Below are 18,859 nucleotides of genomic sequence, written 5' to 3'. Positions count from 1 at the left end.
GGCTCGGCCCGGTCCGCCCGTTGCCCTTCTGAGCCGCTACATTCCGGCCATGTGCAATCGGTACGAAAGCCCGGACAACAAGGAGATCGAGCGTTTTTGGCACATCGGTGCCCGCCAAACCCCGCTGTGGCCGCGCGACGTGTTCCCCAGGGCACCTGGCCCCTTCATCCGCCGCCGTCGCGATGCCACCGGCTACGAGCGCGAGCTGGTGGTGGGGCAGTGGGGCCTGATCCCCTGGTTCGCCAAGGAGCCGAAGCTCGCCTACCCGACGAACAACGCCCGCAGCGAGGAGCTCGCGGAGAAGGCCAGCTACAAGGATCCGTGGAAACGTGGCCAGCGCTGCATCATCCCGGCCGTGAGCTTCGACGAGCCGTATTGGGGCCCTCACGAACAACCGTTCCCAAGGTGCGAGTGGTGGCGCTTCCGCCGCGCCGACGGGCAGCCCTGGGGGCTGGCTGGCCTGTGGAGCGTCTGGACCGACAAAGCCACGGGCGAGGCGCATGAGAGCTACACGATGCTCACCATCAACGCGGACGCGCATCCGCTCATGGGCCACATGCACAAGCCCGAGCTGGACTCGAAGACGAAGGAGAAGCTGCCGCTCGAGCTTCAGGACAAGCGTTCGGTCATCCCGATCGAGGCCGGCGACTTCGACCAGTGGCTGGAGGGCACGGTCGACCAGGCGCAAGTGCTGCTCAGGCTCGCGTCGGCCGAGATCTTCGACGCCGGCCCAGCGCCGCCCGATCCGCCGCGGGCGCCGAAACCCAAACCGGAGCGGGCCAGACCGAAGGAGCCGCCGGCCGCCGAAGAGCCTACTCTGTTTTAGCTCGCCGGCGGGCGCTTGAATTCAGTTCTCGCGCAGCACGAGCGGTTGGTCCTCTGCGGAACTGGATTGCCCCTCTCGGTGCAAAAACTCATCGATCCAAGTTCGCGCCTTGACTTCCAGCGCCTTGTGGGCCGCCGCTTCATCGGACACCCGGCCAGCGAGCGCTATCCGGCACATGGCCTGGCCGCCGCGCACCACATCGGCGAAGTAGAGGGTGCCATCCGCCGTTTGCTCGAACCCCACCTTCATGGTCCATTCGGGCGGTGCGCTCGGCGGGATCTCGAAAGAGGCGGGTGCGTTCATCCTGCAAGTGCGAAATTGCCACAAGGTCAGTATGCAATTTTCGGGCTCGCGCACCACAGGAGGAATGTCACGGAACGCCCAACCGCGTCGCCCGCGGTGGGGGTTTGCTCAGTGGGCCCGCCATCTCACCAGGTCGGGATCGGTCGACGCGAACACCTCCAGCCAGCCTTCGAAGATGGCATCGGGGTTGCATGTGCACGGTGCTGCCGCGCCGCCGCAGTCACAGCCTCCCTCGGTGACCACATCGGAGGGGCGGCCAGGGTGGTCTTCGCAGACCCAGCCTGACCCCAAGCATGTGACGCATCGCATGCTCGTGACCATCGTCAGTGGGCCTTCCCCAGAGCCTTCATGCGCACCAGGATCTCTTTCAACTCGGCCTGGCTGAACACGCCGTGCAGGGCGGCGGCGTCGACGTTGAGCAACTCCACTTCCTTGTGATCGGCCGAAGGAAGCAGCGGTCCTTCGAGCAGGTCGGCCAGGGTGCTCACCGCGGTCGACGGCACGATCCACGCCTTCTCTGGGCCGCTGATCGGACCGCGGGCTCCGGCTCGGCTCAGCAGGGCGATCAATTCATTGAGCTTCATACGGCCTCAGGCCTCCCGCTCCTCGATCCAATGCGAACCAGGACCGTAGGCCTCTATAGCGGCGTCCAGGATTTTCTGCAGCGCCTCCCGATTCTCTGGGGTATCGGGATGCCACAACCCTCCGCACGGGCGCCTTGGCGCGCTTTCCGCCGCGATGTGCTCCTCCCCTGCGACCCAACGCAGTCGAATCTCCCTCATCACCTTGAGCGGCATAGGAAAGAACACGAAAGCATTCATTCTGCGCCAGTTTCGACTACAAACAGCAGCCACGCAAGCGGGAGTCGTCAATCGGGGACGCGCCCGTCGGCGCAGCCAAATAATGGACGATGCGGCCCCAGGCCGGCGGCCACCGCGGAATCCTCTAACAAACCGTTCTAAGGTGTTCGGGAGCCGATGGGCCAAGACCGCTCACCACCGCTCGTTCTTTCCGATGCAGGCCTGACTTGGCAGGACGGCTAGTGCATGGTGGACGTCGCTGTCTTCCGTCGAATCGTCGCCTATGCCATTCGGCGGAGCGGCGGGCGAGCCGGACCTGGGCCTTATCGCGGGGTCGAGGCTGCAGTCCTATCTCACGCCCATGCCGCTGGCCGCGCTGGTGCGCCACGGCACGGCGTTTTGCCATCGCGTGGGTCCGTTCGAGCACTGGGTAAGGAGCGTCTCAATGGACCGTGTGACAGCTGGTCGGCCGAGCGCTCTGCCTCGCTTCGTCTGGTCGCGACCGCCCAGTCGTTAGCAGGACCGCAGCGGCGGCGAGGGCGAGGAATGAAACGAGCATACCGATGCCGAATATGCGAATATGCACACAAGCCACAAGGCTCCGGCGCCGACAAGCAGAAGAAGCAGAGTTCCTAACATCAGGACCCTGGGAATCGCCGCAGCATTGTTCGTCCCATTCCTGTGATCTCGGTCACCAAGGCGGGCAACTGCTCGTAGCCGTTCAAGCCGCGCTCGGGGCGAGGGATCGTCGCCTTAACCAAGCCGGCCGCAACGAGAATGCGAACGCCGTCGACATTGCTGGCACCGCCGATCATGACCGGAAGCTCTTGCGAGGCAATATTGCGAAGTACAAGCATGGACACGCCGCGACTTTAGGAGATCGGGCTTCCTGAGCTGTTCCGTCGATGCCGCGAAACGTGACATCCTCACACTCGCCCCTACAGAATTTGTTATGAGATATAACCTTGTCGCGATCGCACCACGAAAAGCAGTTCCAGGAATCTTGGGCGGAACTGTCCCGCGCTCGGTAGATGGCGCTCGGTCGCGCTGCTGGCGGGGCAATCGGCTCCCACGCTTGTCACGGTCGGCCAAGCACTCAGTCGACGACGGCTTCTTGAAACCTCCACCCGAGGTTCATTCCAGCGGCTGCGATCAAGATGGCCGCCGAGCCGACCAATTGCAACGGCTTGAGCTTGTGATCGAAAGCCACGAAGTCCACCACCATGGCAAAGATCGGATAAAGAAAGGACAGTGCGCCCACGGAGTGCGTTGGCAGTTTCTGGATCGCGCCGTACAGAAGCGCGAAGACCAAGCCGGTATACACCGCGCCCATCACCACGAAATCGGCCCATGCACGGGAGTCGGTCGGAAGGTTAGCCAAGTCTGCGAAGGGCGCAAGCATGACGGTGCCCACACAAACATGGATCAATGCGATGAGGTGCGGCGGCATATCGCCGAGTTTCTTCGTCACGATCGCCGCGATGGCGTAGAGGAACGCCGCGCCGAGCGCCATGAGGACGCCGGAAATGTAGGCGGCGTCGGCGCCGGCGTAGGCCGCCGTCGAGGGCCTCGCCTGCACGATGAGCAGCACGCCGGCGAAAGCGATGCCGAGCCACATGAGCTTCGTCGCAGTTATGCGCTCGGAGAAGAAGATCGCGCCGAGGGCGACCAGCATGAACGGCTGCGTGTTGTAGACCGCGATGGCCACGGAGATCGAGGCCCGGGAGAACGACTCAAAGATCAGCAGCCAGTTGAGCACGATGGCGGCGCCGCCGAGAGTCGCCCAGCCCAGGTGTTTGAGGGTGAACTTGCCCGACAGTGATCCAGTGAGGGTACAAACGACCAGCAATGTCGCCGCCCCGAAGACACAGCGCCAGAACAACAGCTCGATGACCGGCTGTCCGGAGCGCACGACGAACCAGCCGATGGTTCCGGAGATCAGCATGGCCGCAATCATCTGTAGCGTGCCCGTCGTTCTGTTGCTCATTTTGCCCGTGACCATGCCCCATGATAGTTATAAATTTGAACTGTTCTCTCGTGCTGCGCCTTTGCCGCTAGCCAGCTATGGCTGACGGCCGCCTTTCTGCTGTTGAGGACGAAAGACTGTCGGTCGCCGGCCGATCTGAAATTCGCGCCGCGGTCGGAGCCGGGTCTCGAAGCGCGTGCGCTACCCTTACCAGAGCGGACGGTCGCAGTCGTCCTCCAGTTTGGCGTCCGTAAGCCGTTCATGCCCTCGGGCCCGCGTACATTGCGCCGGATGGGGGTACCTGCTGTATGGGCCACTTACTGTGGCCCGCGACGCGCTAGCAGCAGAAACTCTACCCCTTGCGCACGCGCCGATTGCATGTCGAAGTGCGCCAGGCTCGCCTGGCCCAGCAGCGAGGCGCACTCAGCGCAGGCGATTGCCGGCACGTTCTTGAGTTCAAACGGGCCCACCCTCATGGATTCGATGACGATGCCTCTCGCCAGCGCCACTCTGCCGTCGGCCGTCCTCATCTTCACCTGCGGCTCGGTCACCCGATAGACCGCCTTCGTCTCACGCAGTATCGTGTCGCTCAGGCTGGTCCGGCTGGCACCGGTGTCGACCATGAAGGCCCGCGGCTTGCTCGAGCCAAGGGTCACCGGCGCGAAGAAGTGGCCACTGAAGGCAGGCAGGCGCAACGCCGAGCGCTCCACGTTCTTCTCCGGTTCGGCTTGATCGATGGCTGTCTCAATTGAAATCCGCTGCGCCACGAAGTAGGGCCGCACGCCCTTTGCTTCCAGCTGGTTGTCGTAGGCCTGCAGCAGAGACAGCGCCTCGTAAGGCCGATTCGTCTTGAGCAGAAGGCTGGCCAGGCGCCCCATGACATCAACGAGGCTTGGCGCCACGGAAAGCGCCTTGTACGACCATTCGATGGCATCGCTCGTGTGGCCAAGCTTCTCGTGGCTGCTGGACCAGGCGGGGCGTGCGGAGCTGAATCTGCGCGAAGCGCTGTCGATGCTATGTGCGGCCGAGGTCGCGCGCAAGGATGAACGGCGCATCCAGATGGGCAGGGCAGGGGAGGGCGGAGCGGGGGCGGGAGCGCACCGCGGTCACGTCGAAGCGCGTGCGCACTGACCGAGCGACGGTCGACAATCGCAGCCAGCCGTTTCCGGCCAAGACCAGACCTTCGCGGAGCACCTCCAGTTTCACCACCAAGTTCCACATATGAGCAGCATCGGCGTCATCGTTCGTGCATCGCAGGAAGTCGAGGAGCTCGATGCCGACTGGCTGCCGCAGCCGTTGGGCACGAGGCCTCATGTCCATGCTGTCATCCACGAGCTGACGGGGGTCACGACGAAATCACAGCGGTTCGACCTGCGTCCCAAGGGCATTGCCTTGGAGCTTGAAGTCGGCGATGACGAGCCGCCGATGTCCGTCACCGCATCAGGAGTATTCGATGAGGCGGCGGTTGCGATGCTGAACAAACTGTGCACGGCCCTGGCCGCCCGGTTCTACGACAGCGAGGAAGGTCGATTCATAATTTGAGCGACCGCTGCTAGCGGCCAGGAGCGGTCCTCCAGAATCGCGGCAGAATTCAAGAAAGCGGACCTCAACATGAGTCGACTAAGCTCACCCGACCTCGCGCTCTATCGCGCCGTGGACGAGGTACTGCACTACCTGTGGGACCCCATCGGGGTCGCCAGCATCCCTCAGGCGCGAGATGAGTATCACGGCTATCTGCCCGATGTTTTTGGGATGCTCAGGAACGGAAGCAACGAAGAGGAACTTGCCGAGTTCCTAGCCGCATAGCGACCGAGCGCATGGGTTTGTCGGCGAACCCGGACCATGACCGGACGGCGGCCGGTCACTTGTTGAACTGGAAAGCGGCGATAGGCAGTCAACAAGGCTGATGACGGCCAACACCGGACGGTCAACCTCGACTCCCGAAGCGCGTGCGCACTGACCAGGTCTCGAACAACAATCGGCCAAAACCGAACGTCCCGGTCTCAGTCAGAATTTCTTCCTGGACCCAGACTTTTTCCTCCTCGCCATGAACCCTTGGTTATCGAATCCGATTGTTCACACCTCCATCGGCGACATGGCTGTCAATCTCCCGTGGTGGACTCCGAACTCGTCGCCACCGTGTATGTCAACCCGCACTGGGACCCAGAGCACAAGCTCGACCTGCTCTATGAGGGTGCGATTACTGCGGTGAATGGCGAGGCGTTCGACCTGGTTGATGGCAACTTGGTCCTGCGGTGAGTGGCACTGCCGTGAGTCAGAATGCGGCCAATACCGGCCGGTCGGCAGCGTCTCCGAATTCAACGAATAGCGGACATTGGAAGCCATGCATAAAACGCTGTCGGTAGCCCGCCATGCACGCGCTGCGGACCTGAAATCGCAGGCCGCTCTCGTCTTTTCCGCGCTAGGCGTTACCAGGTTTGAGGAACGGTTCAGTTCCAACTATCCGCCAGACGGTCACTACTTCCTCGGCTTCGGGATGAATGCCTCGATAGAGGTATGCGATGCCGATGATGAAGGCCTGACCGACCATCCCTACTGGGTTGTGATTCGCGAACCGGTGCCCTGGGGAGATGCGGTCGATACCTTGCCGACAGACTCGACGGCGGTGGTGTCGCTGCTTCGGAAGGCTGGGATGCAGTCCAAAGCCGGTCTGGACTGAGCGCATGCTTGCGTCAATTTTCCGGCCTCCTGCCGACGGGCAAAATGCGGCCACAACCGGACCTTCCCGTTAACCCTTCAAGTTGTGAACAATACCCTCGTCAGACCGCAGCAATGGAGGCTGTGGGTTTTCGCGTTCGCAGCCGCGTTGATTGGGGCGTGTCAGTTCGCGCCAGCCTGGGTGGCCAACCTAGTCGGGGTCGACGTGACAAACATCAGGCTGTTGGGCCTTGCGGGTGCCTTTCTGCTTTTGGGTGCTGCATCTCTCTCGATTCGATGCCCAGCATGTCGGCTCGCTCTGGTTTGGCACGGTATGCGACGGCAGCCGGTATCCGCATGGCTCACTTGGCTCCTGAGCGTTAAGGTCTGCCCGCGTTGCGGCTTTTCGCATGAACCGTTCAGCCACGGGAAATGACAGCAGACGACGCTAGTCGGCCACAACCGGCCGTTCGTGGAAGACGCAGAATTCGCCCAGAAGCGGTCGGTCGGCCGGCCGACGAAGACGGGTGCCCTGGTTGTCAGCAGGTAAATTCGAGGGCAAAAGCGCTCGCCCCGCGAATCGTGAACTGCAACTGCGACGACAACTGCAAGTAGCCCCACAAGTGCAAAAGAATCCTACTCCTTCTCAAGACACGAATGCCCCGCCTCCGGCAATCGGCAGCGATCGTGTGATCGCGTATGGCGTCGCTGACAAGGACGTGAGATTCACAGGACAGCAGCGTCTCTTCGTCGGGGACAAACTCCTCGGGCGGGTGCCAAGAATCGCAATCTGTAGGAGTTTGCGAAAAGACCTGAAGGACTATCTGATCCTTTACTGCAGCAAAAACTGGAAAGTGCTGGGCGTGACTGGGTCGAAGTCACTGACATCTGCCAAGAAGGAGGTTGAGCGTTGCTACGAAGGAATCTCCAGCAAATGGGTCGACGTAAACACATCGGAGAAGACCGCCAAGCTCTGGCTTGCGCAGAAGTACCCTAGGGATATCTGCAGTTTCTGTGGGCAGTTCTCCTATGAGGTTGACGCGCTGTTTCCAGCGCCCTCGGCAACAATTTGTTCATCGTGTGTGGAAGCTTTTTTCGGCAAACTTAGGCGTTAGAGGTCGAGCCAAGCATGACTTCTCCTGCGCGTGGTTTCACAGAAGCGCACTATTGTCGGAAAACCCTAGACCGCCTGCGCCGTCGCGAGGATGTGGCAGGATGCGGGCCAACTGCAGACCTTCGTCATGAGCCTACGTTCGCGGATTGGAATCGCCTTGCTTGCAGCCATCGCTCTGACGGCTGCGGGAGTGTGGCTGGGCCGCGAGCTTTCCATTGATAGCTGCCTGGACCGCGGAGGTTCTTGGGACTACGACCATTCCCGGTGCGTCATGGCGGCGCCATAGGCCCGCAGGCGGCCAGAACCAGGCCTTTCGCGGACGCGGCCGTGACATTTGAGCTATTGCGTGCACGCTGGCGGCCGAGTAGCGTCGGCGCATGTATCAGCCTCATCCCAGCGCGAAACTGCAGGCCTTGTTCAGGAAGAGGCCCTTTCAGGGTGGGCAGCCTGAAAACGCGGAATTCCTCTTCGTCGGGTTGGATGCGAACTATGCGGCCGACCTCGAGCGCGCCCCAGCGTTTGGAAGCATTGTGGAGTACCACGATGACGGCGTGGCCTTCTGGCAGCGCCATCGGGTGCACCATCCGTTCCTGCTTCCCAGCTATCGCGGCGATGGCCGCCGCTACCACCAGAAGTTTGCACGGGTGGGATTCAAGCCTGAGGACGCGGCGCGCGTGTCCTTCATCGAGCTTCTGCACCTGCCCACGGTGGGCCGCAGCAACTTAGAAGTCAAGGATCTCGATCCAGACCACCTGGACGCGCTGAATGCGCTCGTAATGAGTGGCCGGCGTCGGCATATCTTCCTTTCAAGGAGCGTGGTTGAACTGATGCGGCAGAGCGCCCGCTTCCGCTGGGTCGGTCGCCAGCGAACGTCTGCGCAGGCGCTTCCGGTGCTGCACCAGGTCGGAGCCACCACCGTGTACCAGCACTTGCACTTCTCGAGTTGGACAGACCCGGAGCGCATGCGCATGGAGGCCGCAGCGTTCGCAGTCCTTGCGACAGGGGACACCATCGGGCTCGCCGAGAACAGCAGCAGCCTATCTGCGCGGAGAGACAGAACTGTGGCGCTCGATGGCCAAGCCGCTCTCGAGTCGGTACGGCGCCTACACCGCCTTTGACGGGTTGGTCATGTTCGCTCCGGGACCTGACGCCTCGTGGGCGGCGAGGCAGAATCCGGCCAAGATCGGAAGTTCGTCACGATCCTCCAGTCTTGCACCCACGGTGACTCGAGCAAAGGCAGGTTGGCGCGCTGCCTGCTGGGTGCGGCGGCTCACTCTCGTGCCTGCAAGATCGATTGTTCAAGGAGCTGCAGATGACAACCAAGCTGCATAGCATTCTCGTCGAGGTCGATGAGGCCGCCAATGACATGCGCCTCTGGCGTCAGCTCATCGGCGACGTGCCGTCGCCGTTCAGGTTGCTTGAGCTGCCTCTAGATCGTCTTCCGGTCGACAAGCACAGCGTGGTTGTCGCAGTGATTGGGGAGGCGGTACTCGGTGGATTGGCAGATACGCACGCCTCTTTGGCCGTCTATCGCAGCAACCAAGCCGGAATGGATTCACCGGAATTGCAAGGTGCGATTGCAAAGATCCTGTTGCAGGCGGTGGCAGGAGATCCGGAGGCCCAGAATGCCTATGGAACGATGCTGTGCGATCGCAGCCTGAACCGCTTGGACCCAACGTACTTGGAGGAAGCAGAGGAGTGGTTTCGCAAAGCAGCTGCAAGTGGCCAAGAGGAAGCAGTTCGGTCCTTTGAATCCTGGCCCAAGCAGAAGGAGTACATCACTACCCAGATAGCCAAGCGGCGAAGTGGTGGCAATTCGAAGCCGCCAGCGCCGAAGCCTGTGTGAGGCCAATCGCTACTAGTTCAATAGCGCGCTGAAGCTGTCAGATGCGACGTTGTCTAGGCCATCTTCAAAGTCCGCTTTGAAGAAGCGCGAACTTCCGTTTAGGGCCCGAACCGGGCCTACAGCGGACGGCAACGGGGCCCGGAAGCGGCCGTTGGATGCTGCACATGTGCGCCCGCGGCGAGGGCGACGATCCCGCGTGACGGTCTGGTCTGGGCGTGCCATGCGTCGCACAGGCGCAGGCACGGGGAACGCAGGGCAGGGCAGAACGCGGCCGACAGCTCAGATCGGCCAATCAGACATTCAGATGCAAGCACCGAGATGAACCAACGCAGCTTTGCCGGCGCCGAGTACGCGATGAAGAGGAAGCGCGCGCGGCGCGAGGAGTTTCTGGCCGACATGGCGCGCGTCGTACCTTGGGTGCGCTCGTGATGCGTGGCGTTTTATAGGAGCTGACCCTGCGCCGGTGACCACTGCGCCTTCAGGCCTCAGCGCAACCACCAGCTGCAATTGCGCGCGTCAGTTCTCGACCAATTCCACGCGACGATTCCTGGCGCGGCCTTCATCGGTCTTGTTGGAGGCGACAGGGCTGGCAAACGACACGCCGTGTGGCGCAAGTCGCTCCCTGGCGACACCGCGCTGGACCAGTGTGGCGACGACGGCCGCGGCGCGCCGTTGCGACAAATCCATGTTGGATGCGAAGCCGCCCACGTTGTCGGTATGCCCGACGACGAGCAGCCTAAGCGCTGCGTTGTCCTTCAGTAGCTTGGCGATTTGCTCCAGCGTCGCATCCGATTCCGGCTTCACGTCGGCCTTGTTGAAGTCGAAGAAGATGCCGTAAAGGGCCACGCGCCCCGTGCCAGCAATCGCCGTCGCCATCTCCGAGGCTTGGACTGTCACCATTCTTTGCTCGCGGGCCTTGGCCTCGACGATGTCGACCACGGCCACCGTGCGCTCGTTGACGCCGTTGCACACATCATTGCGGTCCGGCGCGACCAACGTATAGGTGAGCACAGAGATGTGCGCGCCAGCGTTCTGCACCTCCGCCGAGAGGTAGCGCTGGTCGGCGATGTGCTCGGTCATGGCGCAATGCCCGTTGGAACCGTACTCGTTGGTCACCCGCGACGCGGGGTACAGGTACATGGCGAGGCTCATCCGGCCACCGCCGCCGGCGATGCTTCGCTTCGGATCGCCGCCGCAGTCGGCGTCCTTGCACTCGAACAGAATCTGACCGCCCCTGGACTGGATCTCCTCGCGGTAGTTCCGCGATACCTCCAGCGGCGATCGGCCCACAGGAACGATGTACACAAGGCGCGTGTACGCGCCCTCCAGTGCCTTTCGGTTTTTCGGCTCGTGAAGGCGATTGTTCTTCTGATCGCGTTTGTCCGGAACCTCTTCCAGCGCAGACAGCGGCAACGTGAATTCGGCAAAGCGCTTCTGCTCGAAGCTGACGATGTACGCGCCCTCATAGCGCTTCAGCAGAGGGCTGTCCTGTGAGCCTTTCTGGTCGGCCGTGGGCGGCGCTGCCTTGGCCAAGGCGAGAGCGTCGGCACCGCCGAGCAGCATAAGCAGCACAAGTACCAGCTTGAGCATCGATCACCTCCGCCATTGAACCGCGTCTTCGTGTAGAGGTTAGACCCGTGCCTGCCAGTGCGCTTCCACTCAATGGCCTATTGCTAACGCGAGACCACCCCTGCCGTCGTGCGACAACATTCGGGGAGCAAAGCCCGCGAACACCCCGCAACGATTCACGACTGAATCGCCTTGTCCGCACGCTGCGGCAGCATATTGCCCTGACTTCGTTCGCCTAGGCGCGCGGACGATCGCCGGGGTACCTGCCCTGGGCGCTCAACAGCGCTGCGATCCTGGCGCTCAGCCAGGGTTTTGATTCGTCCTTCGGGGCGCTCGGGTAGCGAAAGGCGGCGAGTTCTTCAAGGCCCTTCTGCGTCATGGCCAGAACCTGGGCGACCGTCGACTTCCCGGACAGGGTGAGCGGATCGCAAAGTGCCGGAACCGTGGCGATCACGAGGCCGGCCGTGCGCAGCAAGCGCACCTGGTCAACGTCCTCGGGGCGATGGAAGGTGAGGGGCAGACGCGATGCTGCAATCTGCCTGAGCAGATCCAGGGACATGTCATGACTCCTTGTGATGGACGACGCCGTATTGCAGGGGACCGCCCGTCGGCGAAGCGAAGGTGGAATCCTCCACTTCAAGACGGACATCGACCCTTCACCCAGGCGTGAGGTGGCTGCAGGGGTCGCGATGCCGCCGCCCGCTACGTGTGAAGGACTTCTCCCACTTGAACTAGGGCGCATGGCCAATGGAGCGACTGGGCTTTCGATCAGAAAATCACCACACAGTTTCGGCAACACCCTCAGCGGCAATCCGAAACTGCGGGGGGCCCTCCGGACGAACGAAAGTTGGCGGAGGGCCTTTCGTCATTCCCGAAGCTTGCCGAGCGAGACATCGGGCCAGCGCATGGCGCCGCTGTCACGCCGGCGCGTGCAGCGCAACAAGCTCCAGTCACGGACTTCATTCTTCGGCGCGATCGAGAACCGGGCGAAGCGGCAGCCTGACCGTGAACTCGCTGCCTCGATGCTTGCCGTCGCATCTGACTTCGACAAAGCCCCGATGTGCGTCGACCAGATCCTTGACGAGCGACAGGCCGACGCCGAAGCCTCCCCCTGATTGGTGGGGATCCTCTTGGGTGAACAACTCGAAGATCCTTGGCAGCAACGAGGGCGCGATTCCAACCCCTGTGTCTTCGACCTTGATCACGGCATGGTCAGCTTCGGCCGTGCATTGCAGCCAGATGCGTCCCCCGGGCGGGGTGTACTTGATGGCGTTGTGTAGCAGATTGAAGACGATCTGATGGACACGCGCCTTGTCGGCGACGATCGGCAATGGCGCCGGCGGCACCAGGACAGCGATCGTCTGGTTCCTGCTTTCAGCGTCCTGCGCCACCGTCGCTGCGATCTCGACCAGTTCAGCGCCGAGATCAAAGCTCTGCATCACAAGCTGGAGCTTGCCCGCGCCGAAGCGAACTACTTCCGCCAGGTCCTCCAGCATTCTTGCCATCTGGACGACTTGGCGCCTCACGATGCCGAATGGCACTTCCAGCTCGCCGGTGAGCAGTCCCTTGCGTTCGACGAGGTCGGTGGCGTTGCGGATGGGGCCGAGCGCGTTTCTGATCTCGTGCGTCACTCGCCCGAAGAATGCATCCCTTCCTCGTAGTGCGTCGTGCGCGCTATCAAGCCTGTTTCCCAGGGTTTCCAGTTGCGCCCGCAGGTTGGTTCGATCGCTCATCACCTTCGCAAAGCCGACGTGCCGGTCTGCCTCTCGCAGGGCGATCAGACTGCCGAACACCCAGATACGCGTACCGTCCTTGCGTACGTGCCAGCGATCGTCCTCGGACCGCTGCGCCGACAAGGCGACCTCCCGCTCCAGCTGCGGGAGACCAAGCGCACGGTCTTCCTCCGTAAAAAGGATATCGACGGCGCCCCCCAGCATCTCAGTTTCCGAGTACCCAAAAATCTTTTCGGAAGCGGCTCGCCAGCCTATCACCGAGCCCGTTCGATCCATGAGAACGAAGGCGAAGTCGGGTGCCTGCTGCCAAAGCAACTCGAGCGCACGCTCTGCCGTGAGGGCGGCGGCTGCCACCTGTGCAGGCGGCGTTCGCTGCTCGGGCGGTTCATCCTTTCTCTTTTTCATCATTGCATCCTCTGGCATCAATCACGCGGCAGCCCAGAGCCGCACCGCCGGCGGGCCATCCCGGCGAGCACGCGAAGCGGATGTGCGCGCCATAGGACGACAAGGGCGGGCGTGCGCTCAACCCAACGCAGGCATCGCTGCGTCACCACCATCGCCTTCAATATACGTCGGACGTCGCATGCCGCGCCAGATCGGCCACCGTCACGCGCTGGATGGCGTCGCAACTCGGATCCGAATAGCAAACAATCTCCATCGGGTCCTACGGGCTGACCCGGCACGGGGCTACACCATCACCGAGCGAGCGGCCTAGATTGGTCTTGGAGCGATGTCGCTCTGCACATTGAAGGAGACAACCATGGCAAATCAGCCAGGCCAGAACAACCCAAATCAACCGGGGAACCAACCAACTCAGCCGGGTCAGCAAGAGCAGAACAATCCCGGACGGCAGCAGCCCGGCCAGGGTAGCCCGACAACACCTCAGCAGCCAGGGCAAGGTCAGAAGGGCTAGGCCTTTCGGAGCTCGCTCCATCCAGGGGCGCCAAAGCCGCCGATCGGCGGCTTTTTCTCGCCCTGTGCGCTGTGCCTGGCCTCGTAACACGGCGGGCATTGGCCGGACCTTCCTCGCTCGCTTCGCTGCGTAGGGCGTGGGTACGGGCGCGGGCGTCGTTCTCGTGCTACTGGATTCGTGGCGTCCTCCCGGCAACTATTGCCGGACTGCCCTTCAAGACTTCGGCATCTCTTGGAAACGGGAACGCGGGCACAAACTGTGAAATCAAGCTGCTCAGGCGGGGCGCAGACGCCGGCGCGCCAAATCGGCACTCGTGACCTTCTTCCGCCGCCGCAGCCACAGACCTCCGAACGCGGTGGCTAGCAGCATGAGAACCACGCCTACCCATCCCAGGTGCCTCATAGCGAACGGCAACCGGGCGCCCGAGGGCTCCGCTGGAAGCGGTGCAGACCCAGTCCCGCCACCGCTCGCGCCTTCTGCGGCAAATGGCCCGCTGGGCGCCCCGCTCTCCGCCGCAACGGGCGCCGGCGCGGGCGTCACAGCATCCAATGGCCCGCTTGCCTCCGATCCAAGATTGGGCGCGACGCTGAGGCTCGGCAGCTGCTGGGAGGCTTGCCGCCGTGGCCTGCTTGGCGTGGACGACTGCCTCTGCTCTTCCGTGCTTGTGGGGAGCCGCGGCAGCTCGGCTATGGCGGGCAAGGCGACCGTCTCCAGGGCTGCAGCACCCTCGCTTTCCGAAGTAGCCTTCGGGCGGCCCGACGCGGTGAAGTGTTGCCATAGTGCCGAGATCACGTGCGCGCGGCACTCCGGGCCGGGCGGCAGACTCTGCAGGCGCGGATCGGTCCCGTTGATCGTTGCCTGCCCATAGCCGAGGCTTTTGAACACCAGCTCTGCGTCGTTCAAGCGGTGCCGAGAGGTGGGCGACATCTGACTCAGGTCAGCATCCGCAGGACGGGCGCTCCTGACGCACAGCTCGGCAGCGACGTCACGCAGCAGGATCGACGCGGATGCTTCAAGCTGGGCTCGATTCACCGCTTGCGACCACGAGGGAGCAGATAAGGAAGCGAGGAGGAACAAACAACAAACGGGGAGAGGCGCAGACATCCAGCCTATCTTCGCCGCAGGTACCTCCTTACACCACGAGAGTTACTCGCCGACACGCCGAGCACGTTGAGCTGGCCCATGGCTCCACCCGCGTACCGTGCACCAGGCGCGCATCTGGATGACCGTGGTGGCAATGGTCGCCGACGGATGTGGAATTGCGCTGGTCCCGCAATCGCTATCGCGCACGAACATCGGTGGTGTCCGATTCATTCCCCTGGCTGGGACCCCCGCGACCGCGCCGGCGCTTCTGGCATGGAATCCGAGCATGATGCCGCTGGCCCTGGAGAAATTTCTCGCCAGTGCTACGGCCACGATCCGGCAGCAGGCGAAGTCGCCGGCGAGGAAGGGCCACCGCTCACACTGAATCAACGGACAGCTCGCCCTCTGGCGAGGATGCCTGCCTTGGCGAGCCCCACGGTCAGGGCTGACTGGCTAGCGCCGGCCGGTCGGGGCAGATTGGACCGACGCCCTTGTGAGTCTGGGGGCTCGCAGCGGCAACGACTACCCATGTTGCGTCGCTCCCGGTCCATCCGCGAGTCTAGTCCCCCAGCACCACCACGTGTCCCTCCCGCGGATCGGCGCCGCCCGCATGCAGCTTTGCGATCAGTCCTTGCGCCGCTGCGTAGCCCCTGTTCTCGACCACCTTCATCCACGGCCGTGCGCGGTCGGCGATGCGCTCGACGAAGCCGAGTTGCGCAGCGTTGAAGTTCTGGTTGAAAAGCGCGTGTCCCCAGTCGGCGTTCCGCTTCTTGATCTGCACCGGCGCGAAAAAGAACTTCGGCGCCGGACCGGGCAGGTCGGTGTCGCGCAGGAAGTTGGTGTTCTGTGCCGACCCGGCAAAGCAGTCGTAGACCAGCGCGTCGCCGAAGTGGTGGTGCACGCGCTCGCGCAGCGGCTCGTCACCTGAAAAGTCCACATACAGCGTGGGCACGTCGCGCCGAATCGAACCCAATGCGTCGTAGGTCGTCGTCTGCCGATAGCAACCGAGGCCTTCGACGAAAGCGGCGTTGCGCTCGGAGGTGAGCGCGCACAGCTCGATGTCGCGCTCGCCTTGGAGGCAGAATGCAGTGCCATAAGCCGTCTTGCTCGACGCGCTGGAAACGATCAGTTGCCTGGCGCCGAAGTACGCGTTGTCCTGCAGAAAGTCGGCCAACATGAACGAGGTGATGAACAGCGGCCGCACAACCATCTGATGGTCTTCGCGTTGTGGCAGGTACGCCGCGTCCTGACTGCAGCGCGTGTATTGGTTGTAGGCCGAGGTGAGCAGCTTGCGGTGTTCGGCGCCGTCGTAGAAGCCGCGCGCCGTCACTCGCTGCGGCACCACGTTCAGGTGGCTTGCGATCGGAAAGTAGCCGTAGAAGCGCTCGCCGACCTCCACGCCGGACACGGTGGAGGCGACGACATCGGCAAAACCCCACACAGGCATGTGGCCCCACGCATCGTCGTTCGTCGGAAAGAAGTCCCAGTACTGCATCGCGTCGCCGAAAGCGGCGTAGGTGATGTTGTTGGTGGTGATCGCCACGCGCGAGATCTTGAGCAAGGCCTCGCCCTGCGCCAGCGGTAGGGGCATGGCCCGCGCGTCGATGCGGCTGTGGTTCAATGCCACCTTGTCGGTGAGCAGCCTCGTGATGGAGATCGTTGTGTCATTCATGGTTGTGTTTCGCTTCGTCGTCAAGGGTCAGTGGCTTCACTGTAGTGGGGGCCGGCTTATCGTGGGTTCGGAATGCGCCAGGTCGCTCACGCACCGGTAAGCGCGCCCCGTGCCAAGCCACTGAAGCGCCCTTCACAGGAGCGCGCACGCTTCACGGTGCAGGCCATCTACGACGCCTTTGTTCGGATTTGGCAGGCGCAAGGCTGGGAGCGGCTTACCACCCGCGCCGTAGCGCTGGAGACCGGCATCTCGGTCGGCACGCTGTACGAATACTTTCCCAACAAGCAGGCGCTGTTGTCCGGCTATGTGCGCCATAGCATGGACGTGCTGCTCGCAGCCATCGAAAAGCAGGTCGTGCAGGCCGTCGATGCGCCCTGGCAGGAACGCTTGCACCATCTGTTGCGGCTGACGCTCGGCATCGACGCGCCGGAGGTGTCTTACTACGACGCCAAGATGCTCGGCCTCGAGCACCAGATCGCCGAGCCCAAGCACCACCGACGTGTGCATGACGAGATCTTCGCGGTCTGGTCGAAGGCGCTGAACGCCTGCGCCGATTTGCCGCAGCCGCTGTCCGCGCGCACGGTGCACACGCTGTTCCTTTCGGCCTTTGGCGGCAGGCGCTATCTGCTGCTGGTGAATGCCGATGAGGCGACAGCCAGGGCGTGGGCTGTGGAGCTCGAGCGCCAGTGTCAGTTGGCGCTGTCGGCGCCGTCGCTGCCCCAGCGCCTCGGGGCTTGCCTCTAGGTCGCCCGCCAAATCCGAACAAGCGCCTCGCCAATAACCTTGAGTTTCGACCGGCGCAACGCCTTGAGATGAAGCCTTTACAGGGCGGAAGTAGGCGCGCAAGCCCCGGCGGGCGACAGCCCGGCATTCCGAACCCGCGCATACGGCGTCGCCGATAAAGTCTCAGGCACTCGATGGCAGTTTCACGCCATCGACAACACCACCGGAGACATCGATGAACACCCACCTGGCGCATGCACCAGAAACGCAGGCTTTGCTCCCGAAGGACAACGTCGTCGACGCGCTGTACTCGAAGGTCAGCTGGCGGATCGTTCCGCTGCTGATCGTCTGCTACATGGTCGCCTACCTCGACCGCATCAACATCGGCTACGCGCAACTGCAGATGAAGCAGGTGCTGACGTTCAGCGATGCGGTGTACGGCCTGGGCGCCGGCATCTTCTTCATCGGCTACTTCCTGTTCGAAGTGCCAAGCAACTTGCTGCTCGAAAGGATCGGCGCGCGCAAAACGCTGCTGCGCATCATGTTCTGCTGGGGCATCGTCGCCGCGGCGATGATGTTCGTGCAGACGCCGACGCAGTTCTACGTGCTGCGCTTCCTGCTCGGCGTGTTCGAGGCCGGCTTCTTCCCCGGCATCATCCTGTACCTCACGTACTGGTATCCGTCGAAGCGGCGCGGCCAGGTGATCGCCATCTTCATGGCTGCCACCACCGTTGCGGGCGTCATTGCCGGCCCTTTGTGCGGCGGCATCATGAAGTACCTGGACGGCGCGAACGGCTGGGCTGGCTGGCAGTGGCTCTTCCTCGTTCAAGGCTTGCCCGCATCGCTGCTGGGCATCGTGGCGTACTTCTACCTGCAGGACAAACCCGAAGACGCGCGCTGGCTGACCGCCTCTGAAAAGACCGCGCTGCGCACCAACCTCGAGAACGACCACGGCCTGGTCGCCGGCGCCTCGCACGCGAGCCTCGGCCAGATGTTTCGCGATCGCAAGGTCTACGTGCTGGCGCTGGTTTACTTCTTGCTGCTCGGCGCGACCTACACGATGATCTTTTGGGTGCCGACCCTCATCAAGAGCTGGGGTGTCGCCGACCTGATGCAGATCGGCCTGTACTCGGCGTTGCCGAGCCTGATCGGCGTGTTCGGCATGGTCCTGATCGGCCGCAACTCCGACAAGCACGGCGAGCGCCGCTGGCACTTTGCCGGCAGCGTGGCCATCGCAGCGATCGGCCTCGGCATCACGACATTGACGCATGGCAACCTCGGTGCGTCGCTTGCCGCCCTGTCGCTTGCGGTGATCGGCATCGCCTCTGCAACGCCGCTGTTCTTCACGATCACGACCGAGTATTTGTCGAAGGTCGGTGCGGCCGCCGGCATTGCCCTCATCAGCAGCCTCGGCAACCTGGGTGCGGCAGCGAGTCCCGCCGTCACCGGCGCAATCACTGCGCGCACCGGCAGCCCGGTCTACAGCATGTATCTGGTGATTGCGCTGTACCTGCTCTCGGGAATCATCTTGCTGTTCGCGGTGCGCTCGGCGAAGACGCCCAAGAACGTCCAGGGCTAGAGCCAAACGACCCAGGAACTGTGACCATGGACCACCAACTGAGCGGCATGCTGGCCTCGGGTGGCGGCGGCGCA

21 protein-coding genes and 2 pseudogenes are annotated in these 18,859 nt (G+C 62.9%); 14 read left to right on the top strand and 9 right to left on the bottom strand.

The features are described from left to right. On the top strand, positions 1-826 hold an 826-nt coding region (locus AC3A6X_RS33075; protein ID WP_487846144.1), incomplete at its 5' end, for an SOS response-associated peptidase. 21 nt (positions 827-847) lie between these two features. On the opposite strand, the gene AC3A6X_RS33070 is transcribed toward AC3A6X_RS33075, so the two are convergent. From AC3A6X_RS33070 to AC3A6X_RS33055, 4 genes are all read right to left on the bottom strand, one after another. After that, complete coding sequence (locus AC3A6X_RS33070; protein ID WP_487846143.1) at positions 848-1,129, bottom strand: hypothetical protein; 282 nt, start codon at positions 1,127-1,129, stop codon at positions 848-850. A 323-nt stretch (positions 1,130-1,452) separates the two neighbouring features. Next, positions 1,453-1,698 carry a hypothetical protein gene (locus AC3A6X_RS33065; protein WP_487846142.1) on the bottom strand — a complete coding sequence of 82 codons (246 nt, stop codon included), beginning with the start codon at positions 1,696-1,698 and terminating at the stop codon, positions 1,453-1,455. Positions 1,699-2,567: 869 nt separating this feature from the next. Further along, positions 2,568-2,786, bottom strand: a complete 219-nt coding sequence (locus AC3A6X_RS33060; RefSeq protein WP_487846141.1) for a hypothetical protein — start codon at positions 2,784-2,786, stop codon at positions 2,568-2,570. A gap of 239 nt (positions 2,787-3,025) precedes the next feature. Beyond that, the gene (locus tag AC3A6X_RS33055) at positions 3,026-3,916 is read right to left on the bottom strand and encodes a DMT family transporter (protein WP_487846140.1); all 891 of its coding nucleotides are present in this window, start codon (positions 3,914-3,916) and stop codon (positions 3,026-3,028) included. Here AC3A6X_RS33055 and AC3A6X_RS33050 point away from each other — a divergent pair. Then, positions 3,873-4,001 carry a hypothetical protein gene (locus tag AC3A6X_RS33050; RefSeq protein ID WP_487846154.1) on the top strand — a complete coding sequence of 43 codons (129 nt, stop codon included), beginning with the start codon at positions 3,873-3,875 and terminating at the stop codon, positions 3,999-4,001. The genes AC3A6X_RS33055 and AC3A6X_RS33050 overlap by 44 nt on opposite strands. Before the next feature lie 211 nt (positions 4,002-4,212). Here AC3A6X_RS33050 and AC3A6X_RS33045 read toward each other — a convergent pair whose 3' ends face one another. Beyond that, a complete protein-coding gene (locus AC3A6X_RS33045) occupies positions 4,213-4,797 on the bottom strand; it encodes a retropepsin-like aspartic protease family protein (RefSeq protein WP_487846139.1) in 585 nt (194 codons plus the stop codon). A gap of 10 nt (positions 4,798-4,807) precedes the next feature. On the opposite strand from AC3A6X_RS33045, the gene AC3A6X_RS33040 reads away from it, so the two are divergent. The 9 genes and pseudogenes from AC3A6X_RS33040 to AC3A6X_RS33000 all read left to right on the top strand — a co-directional run. Further along, positions 4,808-5,026: a hypothetical protein gene (locus AC3A6X_RS33040; protein WP_487846138.1), complete on the top strand. Its 219-nt coding sequence runs from the start codon at positions 4,808-4,810 to the stop codon at positions 5,024-5,026. Positions 5,027-5,116: 90 nt separating this feature from the next. After that, positions 5,117-5,437, top strand: a complete 321-nt coding sequence (locus tag AC3A6X_RS33035; RefSeq protein WP_487846137.1) for a hypothetical protein — start codon at positions 5,117-5,119, stop codon at positions 5,435-5,437. 69 nt (positions 5,438-5,506) lie between these two features. After that, positions 5,507-5,701, top strand: coding sequence for a hypothetical protein (locus AC3A6X_RS33030; protein WP_487846136.1), 195 nt, complete (start codon positions 5,507-5,509; stop codon positions 5,699-5,701). A 309-nt stretch (positions 5,702-6,010) separates the two neighbouring features. Beyond that, positions 6,011-6,154: a hypothetical protein gene (locus tag AC3A6X_RS33025; protein ID WP_487846135.1), complete on the top strand. Its 144-nt coding sequence runs from the start codon at positions 6,011-6,013 to the stop codon at positions 6,152-6,154. A gap of 85 nt (positions 6,155-6,239) precedes the next feature. Next, on the top strand, positions 6,240-6,575 hold the full coding sequence (locus tag AC3A6X_RS33020; RefSeq protein WP_487846134.1) for a hypothetical protein: 336 nt from the start codon (positions 6,240-6,242) through the stop codon (positions 6,573-6,575). 505 nt (positions 6,576-7,080) lie between these two features. After that, positions 7,081-7,668, top strand: a complete 588-nt coding sequence (locus AC3A6X_RS33015; protein WP_487846133.1) for a ClpX C4-type zinc finger protein — start codon at positions 7,081-7,083, stop codon at positions 7,666-7,668. 376 nt (positions 7,669-8,044) lie between these two features. After that, positions 8,045-8,785, top strand: a complete 741-nt coding sequence (locus AC3A6X_RS33010; RefSeq protein ID WP_487846132.1) for a hypothetical protein — start codon at positions 8,045-8,047, stop codon at positions 8,783-8,785. 194 nt (positions 8,786-8,979) lie between these two features. After that, a complete protein-coding gene (locus AC3A6X_RS33005; RefSeq protein ID WP_487846131.1) occupies positions 8,980-9,513 on the top strand; it encodes a hypothetical protein in 534 nt (177 codons plus the stop codon). Between the two features lie 318 nt (positions 9,514-9,831). Then, positions 9,832-9,936: pseudogene (locus tag AC3A6X_RS33000) on the top strand (IS5/IS1182 family transposase); the annotation flags it as partial. Positions 9,937-10,029: 93 nt separating this feature from the next. Here the strand turns inward: AC3A6X_RS33000 and AC3A6X_RS32995 are convergent. The 3 genes from AC3A6X_RS32995 to AC3A6X_RS32985 all read right to left on the bottom strand — a co-directional run bounded on the left by AC3A6X_RS32995 (position 10,030) and on the right by AC3A6X_RS32985 (position 13,220). Continuing rightward, positions 10,030-11,103: an OmpA family protein gene (locus AC3A6X_RS32995; RefSeq protein ID WP_487846130.1), complete on the bottom strand. Its 1,074-nt coding sequence runs from the start codon at positions 11,101-11,103 to the stop codon at positions 10,030-10,032. A gap of 214 nt (positions 11,104-11,317) precedes the next feature. After that, positions 11,318-11,641, bottom strand: coding sequence for a hypothetical protein (locus AC3A6X_RS32990; RefSeq protein ID WP_487846129.1), 324 nt, complete (start codon positions 11,639-11,641; stop codon positions 11,318-11,320). 400 nt (positions 11,642-12,041) lie between these two features. Continuing rightward, positions 12,042-13,220, bottom strand: a complete 1,179-nt coding sequence (locus AC3A6X_RS32985; RefSeq protein ID WP_487846128.1) for a PAS domain-containing sensor histidine kinase — start codon at positions 13,218-13,220, stop codon at positions 12,042-12,044. 1,706 nt (positions 13,221-14,926) lie between these two features. Between AC3A6X_RS32985 and AC3A6X_RS32980 the strand changes: the two are divergent. Beyond that, positions 14,927-15,196 (top strand): annotated as a pseudogene (locus AC3A6X_RS32980) (LysR substrate-binding domain-containing protein); the annotation flags it as partial. 174 nt (positions 15,197-15,370) lie between these two features. Here AC3A6X_RS32980 and AC3A6X_RS32975 read toward each other — a convergent pair. Further along, positions 15,371-16,483, bottom strand: a complete 1,113-nt coding sequence (locus tag AC3A6X_RS32975) for a DUF2855 family protein (RefSeq protein ID WP_487846127.1) — start codon at positions 16,481-16,483, stop codon at positions 15,371-15,373. Positions 16,484-16,639: 156 nt separating this feature from the next. On the opposite strand from AC3A6X_RS32975, the gene AC3A6X_RS32970 reads away from it, so the two are divergent. Beyond that, positions 16,640-17,227: a TetR/AcrR family transcriptional regulator gene (locus tag AC3A6X_RS32970; RefSeq protein WP_487846126.1), complete on the top strand. Its 588-nt coding sequence runs from the start codon at positions 16,640-16,642 to the stop codon at positions 17,225-17,227. Positions 17,228-17,441: 214 nt separating this feature from the next. Continuing rightward, positions 17,442-18,785, top strand: a complete 1,344-nt coding sequence (locus AC3A6X_RS32965) for an MFS transporter (protein WP_487846125.1) — start codon at positions 17,442-17,444, stop codon at positions 18,783-18,785. Positions 18,786-18,859: the final 74 nt, after the last annotated feature.

The sequence above is a fragment of the Variovorax sp. Soil_C_12 genome (assembly GCF_057657375.1).
This window is presented reverse-complemented; position numbering and strand designations above follow the sequence as displayed.

Bases quoted from the DNA above. Each gene is read 5' to 3' on its own strand.
- AC3A6X_RS33070 (WP_487846143.1), bottom strand. From the start codon at position 1,129: ATGAACGCACCCGCCTCTTTCGAGATCCCGCCGAGCGCACCGCCCGAA.
- AC3A6X_RS33060 (WP_487846141.1), bottom strand. From the start codon at position 2,786: ATGCTTGTACTTCGCAATATTGCCTCGCAAGAGCTTCCGGTCATGATC.
- AC3A6X_RS33050 (WP_487846154.1), top strand. From the start codon at position 3,873: ATGGCCGCAATCATCTGTAGCGTGCCCGTCGTTCTGTTGCTCATTTTG.
- AC3A6X_RS33055 (WP_487846140.1), bottom strand. From the start codon at position 3,916: ATGAGCAACAGAACGACGGGCACGCTACAGATGATTGCGGCCATGCTG.
- AC3A6X_RS33035 (WP_487846137.1), top strand. From the start codon at position 5,117: ATGAGCAGCATCGGCGTCATCGTTCGTGCATCGCAGGAAGTCGAGGAG.
- AC3A6X_RS33030 (WP_487846136.1), top strand. From the start codon at position 5,507: ATGAGTCGACTAAGCTCACCCGACCTCGCGCTCTATCGCGCCGTGGAC.
- AC3A6X_RS33020 (WP_487846134.1), top strand. From the start codon at position 6,240: ATGCATAAAACGCTGTCGGTAGCCCGCCATGCACGCGCTGCGGACCTG.
- AC3A6X_RS33010 (WP_487846132.1), top strand. From the start codon at position 8,045: ATGTATCAGCCTCATCCCAGCGCGAAACTGCAGGCCTTGTTCAGGAAG.
- AC3A6X_RS33005 (WP_487846131.1), top strand. From the start codon at position 8,980: ATGACAACCAAGCTGCATAGCATTCTCGTCGAGGTCGATGAGGCCGCC.
- AC3A6X_RS32995 (WP_487846130.1), bottom strand. From the start codon at position 11,103: ATGCTCAAGCTGGTACTTGTGCTGCTTATGCTGCTCGGCGGTGCCGAC.
- AC3A6X_RS32990 (WP_487846129.1), bottom strand. From the start codon at position 11,641: ATGTCCCTGGATCTGCTCAGGCAGATTGCAGCATCGCGTCTGCCCCTC.
- AC3A6X_RS32985 (WP_487846128.1), bottom strand. From the start codon at position 13,220: ATGAAAAAGAGAAAGGATGAACCGCCCGAGCAGCGAACGCCGCCTGCA.
- AC3A6X_RS32975 (WP_487846127.1), bottom strand. From the start codon at position 16,483: ATGAATGACACAACGATCTCCATCACGAGGCTGCTCACCGACAAGGTG.
- AC3A6X_RS32965 (WP_487846125.1), top strand. From the start codon at position 17,442: ATGAACACCCACCTGGCGCATGCACCAGAAACGCAGGCTTTGCTCCCG.